Source organism: Sphingobacterium sp. UBA3519 (assembly GCF_002377215.1).
Taxonomy (GTDB): Bacteria; Bacteroidota; Bacteroidia; order Sphingobacteriales; family Sphingobacteriaceae; genus Sphingobacterium; species Sphingobacterium multivorum.
This window is the reverse complement of sequence record NZ_DFPI01000024.1, coordinates 657,138-666,011: the sequence shown is the minus strand read 5'-3', so window position 1 is coordinate 666,011 and position 8,874 is coordinate 657,138. Positions and strand designations below refer to the sequence as shown.

General features: G+C 38.4%; 10 protein-coding genes. 3 read left to right on the top strand and 7 right to left on the bottom strand.

The features are described from left to right. Positions 1–642 precede the first annotated feature (642 nt). Complete coding sequence (locus B3297_RS15315) at positions 643–1,029, bottom strand: SRPBCC domain-containing protein (protein WP_286779105.1); 387 nt, start codon at positions 1,027–1,029, stop codon at positions 643–645. Between the two features lie 130 nt (positions 1,030–1,159). Here B3297_RS15315 and B3297_RS15310 point away from each other — a divergent pair, with 130 nt between their 5' ends. Further along, the gene (locus B3297_RS15310; protein WP_286779104.1) at positions 1,160–2,485 is read left to right on the top strand and encodes a methyltransferase RsmF C-terminal domain-like protein; all 1,326 of its coding nucleotides are present in this window, start codon (positions 1,160–1,162) and stop codon (positions 2,483–2,485) included. Between the two features lie 45 nt (positions 2,486–2,530). Here B3297_RS15310 and coaBC read toward each other — a convergent pair whose 3' ends face one another. The 3 genes from coaBC to B3297_RS15295 are packed head-to-tail and all read right to left on the bottom strand — an operon-like array spanning position 2,531 to position 4,980. Beyond that, positions 2,531–3,727, bottom strand: a complete 1,197-nt coding sequence (gene coaBC / locus B3297_RS15305; RefSeq protein WP_070560911.1) for a bifunctional phosphopantothenoylcysteine decarboxylase/phosphopantothenate--cysteine ligase CoaBC — start codon at positions 3,725–3,727, stop codon at positions 2,531–2,533. Between the two features lie 10 nt (positions 3,728–3,737). Beyond that, the gene (locus B3297_RS15300) at positions 3,738–4,067 is read right to left on the bottom strand and encodes a DNA-directed RNA polymerase subunit omega (RefSeq protein WP_046671627.1); all 330 of its coding nucleotides are present in this window, start codon (positions 4,065–4,067) and stop codon (positions 3,738–3,740) included. Further along, positions 4,051–4,980, bottom strand: coding sequence for an outer membrane protein assembly factor BamD (locus B3297_RS15295; protein ID WP_112375121.1), 930 nt, complete (start codon positions 4,978–4,980; stop codon positions 4,051–4,053). Before B3297_RS15295 ends, B3297_RS15300 begins: the two co-directional genes overlap by 17 nt. Positions 4,981–5,222: 242 nt before the next feature. Here B3297_RS15295 and B3297_RS15290 point away from each other — a divergent pair, with 242 nt between their 5' ends. After that, positions 5,223–5,498 (top strand): NifU family protein, encoded by a 276-nt coding sequence (locus B3297_RS15290; RefSeq protein ID WP_046671629.1) that lies wholly within the window; start codon positions 5,223–5,225, stop codon positions 5,496–5,498. 57 nt (positions 5,499–5,555) lie between these two features. Then, positions 5,556–6,203: a carboxypeptidase regulatory-like domain-containing protein gene (locus B3297_RS15285; protein WP_070560915.1), complete on the top strand. Its 648-nt coding sequence runs from the start codon at positions 5,556–5,558 to the stop codon at positions 6,201–6,203. On the opposite strand, the gene B3297_RS15280 is transcribed toward B3297_RS15285, so the two are convergent. From B3297_RS15280 to B3297_RS15270, 3 genes are read right to left on the bottom strand one after another with little or no spacing between them, the layout of a single operon-like run. After that, entirely contained in the window at positions 6,200–7,429 is a 1,230-nt protein-coding gene (locus B3297_RS15280; RefSeq protein WP_070560917.1) for an FtsX-like permease family protein, read from the bottom strand. The two genes, B3297_RS15285 and B3297_RS15280, sit on opposite strands and share 4 nt — an antisense overlap. A gap of 5 nt (positions 7,430–7,434) precedes the next feature. Further along, positions 7,435–8,076: an MBL fold metallo-hydrolase gene (locus B3297_RS15275; RefSeq protein WP_070560919.1), complete on the bottom strand. Its 642-nt coding sequence runs from the start codon at positions 8,074–8,076 to the stop codon at positions 7,435–7,437. A gap of 44 nt (positions 8,077–8,120) precedes the next feature. After that, positions 8,121–8,867 carry a shikimate dehydrogenase family protein gene (locus B3297_RS15270; RefSeq protein WP_070561041.1) on the bottom strand — a complete coding sequence of 249 codons (747 nt, stop codon included), beginning with the start codon at positions 8,865–8,867 and terminating at the stop codon, positions 8,121–8,123. Positions 8,868–8,874 lie beyond the last annotated feature (7 nt).

The window sequence follows — 8,874 nt, the reverse complement described above, 5'->3', positions numbered from 1 at the left end:
GTCAAGGGCTTCTTTCGTTTAGATACTCCCCGTACTTCCCCGTACAATGCTATTGCATATCCTCCGTCCCCCCCCCCCGGACCGGCGCTGTTCCGCAGCAGTGTGACGCATCGTTATAGCCAGCATTTATTGTAAATCAAATATTCGGCGGTCACTACACAAGCTACTTGTAATCACTAGGAGCATGTCCTGTCTCAGCTATTACCCCCATGGTTTACGGAGGTGAGAAAGTCTCGGTTTTTGGATATATCATTCGTATTTCTATTAGATAGGATTGAAAACTTTTTAACACCATAATTTTCGCTGTTGCCGATTTTATGTTGTAAGATTGCTACACCTTTGCCTGTAAAGGATGAATATATCGGCAGGAGCTTTGAGTTTGGTGTTTGAAACTATTGTGGGATATTTTATATGTATGAAGATTGGGATTAAAGGAGCATGTAGAAATTATAATCCGTTCTATTTGAGATATTGAAACGACTCACATGTTGTATAATAGTGAAATATCAATTATTATATATTGGAAAGTGGAAAGTCGGGCACAGTAAAGGAGGTATCTGTATTGCCAACGGTCTATATGGAATACAAATACCTGATGTTCTTGGCTATTACACTATACCCTGGAAGAATAGCTGCATTGCTTTAATCTTCTTCTGTATAAAAGTCGATCAACGAGGAGATATAAGGGTCTTCCCATCCATCCGAGATATTTTCAAAGTCTTCATCCGGTATATTTGTCTGCCTAATTTCCAGGGATGTCCCTTTTTTATGTTCATGCAGCTTTAATGTAACGATCGAAGGGTTGTCTGTTTCACCGAAGTACCATTCTTGCACAATTTTTGTCGAAGGTTCCAGTTCCAAGAATCGGCCAGTTATAGCACCATCCCATAAGGAGAATTCTCCGTTGATAGTAGCGTCTATGTACACTAGGTCTCCTGTCCAAAGACGAGCGGTAATTTCGGTCGTTAATGCAAGATACAGCTCCTCTGGAGTTGCAGGAATAATAGCATATTTCTTGAATTCTTTCATGGTGCAAAGTTACTCTTTCTTGTAATTTACCACTTATTTTGACTTCATTTTTATTTATCTTAATTTTATCGCAAACTATCGGGACAATATGAGTAATTTTCTGCCAAATTCTTTAGTAAAAAAGTTAGGAGTGAATCCATTATTTGATACTGATGCATTTATTAAGATACATGAGGAAGGTATTCGGGCGACAGCAATACGCCTAAACCCTAATAAATTAGAAGATTGTCCGTTTCCTAATGCAGGACAAGTTCCTTGGTGTCATGGGGCTTATTATCTTCAGGATCGTCCAGTATTTACGTTAGATCCTTTATTTCATGCTGGAGCATACTATCCACAAGATGCTTCTTCTATGTTCATAGACCATATTATTCGAAGTTTGAAGTTAAATGAAAGGAGTGTTCGGGCATTGGACTTATGCGCCGCTCCAGGAGGAAAGTCTACTTTATTAAATAGTAGTTTGCATCCGGAATCGCTCTTGGTTGCAAATGAAATTATTAAAACTAGGGTTACCATCCTGCAAGATAACTTAATGAAATGGGGAAATGCCAACACAGTAACGACAAATAATGATCCTGCAGCGTTTAATCGCCTTCCAGGATACTTCGATTTGATGCTTGTTGATGCCCCATGTTCTGGATCTGGAATGTTTAGAAAAGATACCGATGCCATCGATGAATGGTCCGAAGCTAATGTTAAGCTTTGTAGCGAAAGACAACAGCGAATTTTGGCTGAAAGCTTGGCGACTTTAAATAAGGGCGGATATTTGTTCTATTCAACATGTTCTTATTCTCCGGAAGAAAATGAAGATATTGTCGATTGGTTACTGGATAGCGGTGATTTCGAATCTATTGAAATAGCTATTGAAGAGCATTGGGGAATTGATCATACAAGTTCTAATAAGCATCGTGCACACGGTTATCGATTTTACCCGCATAAATTAGGTGGAGAGGGCTTTTTTATTGCTGTCCTTAAGAAGATTGGCGAACAGGAAACGTTCAATAGAAAGCGAATTAAACCCGAAAAATCAGAGGTACCTAGAGGAATTCTAGATAATTGGATTTCGGATAGTGCCAGTTTTCATACTTTTCTTCATCATGAGGATGTATATGTTTTTCCAAAAATGTATGAACATGATCTAAAGTATCTCCAAAATGTACTTTATCTTAAGAATGCGGGAACTAATGTTGGGAAACTTAACAGAAAGGAGCTAATACCAAGCCATGCGCTGGCTTTGAGCATTCATTTGACCAAAGACTTCCAATTGGTGGAATTGTCGCTTGAGGATGCCCGCAATTATCTTAGAAAGGAAAATATAGCTGTGGATACGATTGGCGAAAATATTCAAGGATGGGCCATAGCAAGTTTTCAAGGTAAACCTTTGGGCTGGATGAAGGTATTGACCAACCGAATAAACAACTATTATCCAAAGGAATTGAGGATTGCAAATTTATAAGAGCTGGAGACATTATACTCCAAGGGGAGTATATATAAAATTTGCTTAGGATAGGCTCACGATAATTGAGCAGATATCTTTAGCAACTTCTTCTTTCGATTTTAGGCTAAACTCACGGGTATTTCCAGACCGATCGATTATAGTGACTTTATTGGTATCCGTGGCAAAGCCGGCACCTTTATCTTGCATGGAATTGAGCACAATAAAATCCAGGTTTTTTCGAACCAATTTGTCTTTTGCATTTTCGAGTTCATTATTGGTTTCCAATGCAAACCCAACGAGTAACTGGTTTTCTTTCTTTTTGGCACCTAAAGTAGCTAGAATATCGGCGGTTTTCGTCAGCGCGATAGCGAATTCGTTTTCTTTCTTTTTTATTTTTTGGGTAGCGACTTCAACTGGAGTGTAGTCTGCCACAGCAGCGCTCATCACAACAATATCTGCTGCTTCAAAATATTCTTCGCAGGCGCTCAGCATCTCAGCTGCCGAGGTAACTGAAATCGTATAGACGCGCTCGGGTAATTTCAGGGCAGTCGGTCCCGATACTAGCGTGACGTCTGCGCCAAGTTCTTCAAGTTCTTTGGCGATGGCATAGCCCATTTTTCCACTTGAATGATTGCCAATGAAGCGGACTGGGTCTATAGCTTCATAAGTAGGGCCAGCTGATACTAATGCTTTCTTTCCTGCTAAGGGCAGTCCTCGCTCCGAAAATTTAACTAAGAAATCCATTATTTCTTCCGGCTCCGCCAAACGCCCCTCACCCACTAGACCACTTGCCAGTTCCCCTTTTCCCGGAGGAATGAGGATATTGCCATAAGAACTAAGCTTATTAATATTGGACTGTGTTGAAGGGTGTTTCCACATATCTAAATCCATTGCTGGAGCGAATAGTACTGGACATTTTGCTGATAGATACACGGCTGTTAAGAGGTTATCGCAAAACCCATTGGCCATTTTGGCCAAGGTATTTGCCGTTGCTGGTGCGACTAAAATATAATCTGCATTTAAAGCAATTTCGACATGATTGTTCCATTCCCCGGTATTCGGCTGATAATAATCTATTAAAACGGGGGTTTTGGAGAGTGTGGAAAGCGTAAGCGGGGTAATAAAGGCTGTCGCTTCTTTTGACATGACTACGTTAACTTTGGCTTCCGCTTTTACCAAAAGGCGGATAAGGGATGCAATCTTGTATGCGGCAATACTGCCGCATACAGCAATTACAATATTTTTCCCAGCTAAAGCCATTGTTTAAGTATTAGTCCTGCTCTTTTGAAGGATTTCTGTAGTACACTTTATCGTGTAAAAATTCATCAATAGCAACCAAAGTAGGCTTTGGCATACGCTCGTAATGTTTTGAAATCTCTATTTGTTCACGGTTTTCGAATACCTCTTCCAAGTTATCGTTGTTGCTCGCGAATTCAGCAAGTTTTCCATTCAATTCTTCTTTAATATCTACTGCAATTTGGTTCGCGCGTTTAGAAATAACTACAATAGATTCATAGAGATTGTCAGTGCCTTTGTCCAATTGTCTCAAGTCACGTGTGACTGTAGAGTTTGGAACTGAATTGTTATTTTTTTGACTCATCTTTTTGGGTATTTTCTTTTTCTTTTTTCGCCTTTTGTTCTTTAATATACACTTCCTGCTCCGCAACGGCCTTATTATAATCCTTCACTTGAGAGAGGGCGGTTTTAATCCCTTTTTCAGAATTCTCACGAAGAGATTCTGCCTCTTTCATATGTTTGCTATTCGGAAAATTACTTGCGAAGCTACGGTAATAATCCAAGGCATCATCAAATCTGCTTTCTTGTTTCAGGAAGAAACTTTTTGACGCATAGATGTATTGTGCTTTTAAGGTTAAAAACTCAATCTCTTCTGCGTATTTTGTATCAGGGTATTCTTTTAATACATTCTGTAATGCGATGACAGCTGCCCTATAATCATCCGTAAGACCCATATCATAATACAGTCTTGCATTAGCAAATGCTTTAAGCTCAAGTTTATCTCTTAATTTCTGAATAAGATCTGCGGCTTCTTTGGACCGTTCCGATTCGGGATAGAGATTGACGAAGAGCTGTAAAGCATCAATTGCCTTTCTTGTATTTGCTTGATCTAACGTCGATCTCGGAGAATCTAAATAATAACAATAGGCATGCATAAAACGACATTCCTCTGCTCTTGCACTATTTGGATAAACATCCGCAAAATCTTTAAAGTGAAATGCTGCAGATGTATAATCTTTCAGACGGTAGTTGGCAAATGCCAAATAATAGTAAATATTTTCTGCTTCAGCTTGTCCACGGAATTTGGTCCGCAAGTCATCAAACAAAACTAACGCCTTTGTATATTTCTTTTTCTCATAAAGTTTTACGGCCTCTTCGTACTTTTGAGCGATGTTATTGCTTGCGCGCAATTTCTCAAATTTACTTTTACAGCCAGTAAATACCAATAGAAACATCATGCCGGCACAGATAGCCGCTATACGCCTATTTAAAAACATTTTACAAAGATAAGTGAATTTGTTATACTAATCAATTAAATTTTACTGCGCAATATAGTTTAATAATTATTTGATCGCAAAAACAACATTTCTTATTAACATTCTTTAACTCGATTGTAGCTTGGAAGAGGGTATATTGTCATATACTTGTTGTTTTTCCAATGATAGCGAAGCCTAAAAATACACATTTTAAAATATTTGATTATCTTTACATATTACAATCATTGAATAGCATTAAGAGTATGACTTTAAAAGAAAAAGTTGAGCAAGCATTAGATACCTTGAGACCATATTTGGAGACTGATGGCGGAAATGTGAGTGTTGAAGAGATTACAGCGGATAATGTCGTGCGTTTAAAATTATTGGGAGCATGTGCTTCATGTTCAATGAGCATTATGACCTTTAAAGCTGGTTTAGAGCAGGCAATTAAGAAAGCTGTTCCTGAAATTACAGCAGTAGAGGCTATTAATTTAACAGATCCAGATTCCCCAGAAGCAACTTTACCCTCTGTTAATTAGTTTTTCTATTAACACAATTTAACGGCTAGTTCGGCTACTTTTGTTTAAATTTGTTCTATGAAGTTGCTGGTTTCTATATTATTTGCTGTATTTATACTTTTTTGTTCCGCTGCATTACAAGCGCAGGAAAGGAAAATTATTCAATATTCCGGTATCGTAACAACGGTTGGGTCTGGACTTCCTGTAGGTTATGCGACTGTCACTAATTTATCTTTCCGAAATGAAGCATTTGCTGCAAATAACGAGGGCTATTTCTCTTTTGTGGCACATGTAGGCGATACAATTCGTTTTACCTCTGTCGGTTTTGATCCTTTAGTTGTCACTATTCCTGAGGTTTCTGGAGATAAATATACCGCAAATATCATTATGCAAAATCTAGTGACGGAACTTCCGATGGTAACGCCCTATCCTTGGGCAAGTATAGAAGAGTTTAACATTGCATTTATGAATCTAGACGTTTCCGAAGATAACATCGTTAGAGTAAGAAGATCCTTGTCGTATGAGTCCTTGTCTGCAATGGCAGCTGTAATACCACGTGACGGAAATGAAATGCGTTCAATTAATAATGCGCAGAGCTTTAATACCATGAATAATAAAGTCATCAACCAACGTTATGCTAATCCATTGTTAAATCCTTTTGCATGGGGCAGTTTAATCCAACAGATTACAAAAGGAAGTCAAAGCCGAAAAAGTTCAAGTTATTAATCAGTCGATTTCAGTTTATTGAGTTCTCTCACACTTAATTTAGCGGAGAAATAGGAAACTAGACCAGAGATGCCAATGACTGTTATGAATACTAAAATGTAATCACTCCACTTACTTACCATAGGGTAGCTGTCAATAATGGTATTCGCTCCATCTTCTACACGAATGATTCCATAGACTGACTGAATATAGTTGAATATGCCGCCTATCAATAGACCTAATACACAACCGATAATAGCGATCATAAGACCTTCATAAAAGAAGATACGTTGAATTAGATTATCAGCCCCACCCAAACCTTTCAGGATCGTCATATCCTTTTGTTTGTCCAGTACAAGCATGGTTAAGGAACCTACAATATTAAAGATTGCAATCACACTGATTAAGGTCAGGATAAAGAAGACGACCCAGCGTTCAACACGTACATTTTTATATAAGGTGGGGTTTTGTTTTTCCCTATTCTTTACAATATAATCTGGTCCTATTTTCTTTTGTAATGTCTGCCCAAATAAGTTGACATCTATACCATCTTTTAGGTAAAATTCGATCGATGAAACGCGGTCATATTCTCCGAGAACCTCTTTAGCAAATGAAATCGGTGTAATTATCAAATTGTCAAAATCTTGTTGATAGCGCATTACCCCTACAGGAGTTATGGATCGGATGTTGAACTCTTCAGCAGGATTGGAGGAATTTTTTACCCCTTTTCTCGGTGAATACACTTGAATTTGTCCCGAAGAGTTCTGCATAGGAATCGCCAGATTTGCCTGTACGCTAGCCCCTAGAATTGCGAGGTTAGTCGAGTCATGAGTAAGTTTGTATTGGCCATCTACGAGGATACTGTCTCCGGTCTTCTTACTTAGCGATTGAGGTTCGACACCTTTTATATTTGCAATAAATTGTCTATTTGAATATTGTAACAATACCTTCTCTTGTAGAACCTCCGTATAATGAACCACATTAGAATCTTTTCGTAATTCGCTGAAGATAGCCTGTTTGCTATCAAAAAGTTTGCCTTTCTTGGGTTCAATCTTCAGCTCAGGAGCAAACTTACTGTACATGGATAGTATCAGCTGTTCCATTCCATTGAATGATGATAACAAAATGATTAATGCGGCACTACTTACCATTACGCCAATCACACTAATTGAAGAGATGATATTAATGGCATTAACTGATTTCTTAGAAAACAGATATCTTTTTGCAAATAGAAATGGCAGGTTCATGACTTTTATCCTTGGATAAATGGATTAGAATTTTTTTCGAAGCCAATCGTAGTCGATGGGCCATGCCCCGGATAGACGATCGTGTCGTCGGGCAAGGTATAAAGTTTTGTTTTTATGCTATCCAAAAGCTGCTGGTGATTTCCCCCAGGAAGATCAGTACGGCCAATGCTATTGCGAAATAGAACATCTCCTCCGATCAAGAATTTTTGATCAGCTGAATATAAGCAAATATGTGCAGGGGAATGTCCAGGCGCAAGAATGACCGTTAGCTCATCATCATCTAAATGAATGGTATCATCCTCATTTAGAAATGTTTCCCCAATTGGGGAAATGTCATATCGGATGCCCATTTGAGGAGCATAATTCTGAACCGCTACTAAAATTGGTACCTCACCTTCGTGAAACTGCGGAAGCAAGCCAAATTTTTCATGGACAAAACTATTCCCCAATACATGGTCAATATGACAGTGTGTATTTAATAGGAGTGTCGGCTTGAGTTTATTGTTTGCGATGAAAGCTAGGAGTTCTTGCTGATCTTGCTCGCCGTACATCCCAGGATCAATGATAATGGCATTTCCTGACTCGTTATAAAGTAGATAAGTATTCTCCTGATAGGGATTGAAAGTGAATGTTTTGATCGTAAGCATAGTGGTAAAATTACAGTTTTTATTGATTTCTTACTATTGAAAGGTCAACTATTCCAGATTTCCCAGTTTTTTTCTGCTTGTAGAACCAACATTTCATACCCGTTTTTGATTCTGGCACCTTTTTCTTTGCTTTTTCGAAGAAACGTTGTTTCCTCTGGGTTGTATATGAGATCATAACAGAGGTGATTCTCAGTTAAGAATTCGTAAGGAATTTTCGGATATTCTGCTGTATTGGGAAATGTACCAACCGGTGAACAGTTGATAATCAAAGTATGGTCAGCTAGGATAGCACGATCAATTTCATCATAAGTGAGCTGGCCTGCCTGTTTGGTTCTGCTTACTAAAGTATGTGTTATTCCAAGTTGATTCAGGGCATAAATGACAGCTTTTGCAGCGCCCCCATTACCTAAAATCAAAGCCTTCTTATCCGCTTGGGGATTTAATAGCGGCTTTAGCGATGCCTCAAAACCATAGGCATCTGTATTGTAGCCTTTAAGATGTGTTATGCCATCTGATGTATGGCTGATTCGAATACAGTTTACAGCTTGTATTGCATGAGCTTCTTCCGAGAGCTCATCCAAATAATCCATAACCTCTATCTTATAGGGAATGGTCACATTGACACCGTAAAAGTCTTTATTGGAAGCAATTATTGTAAAATCGGCTATTTGAGCAAGTGGATATAAATCATAATCCACATCGGTAATACCCTCTTGATGAAATTTTTCTAGATAATATTTTTTTGAAAAAGAATGCCCTAACGGGTATCCTATTAAGCCTAATTTTTTCATTTGAATT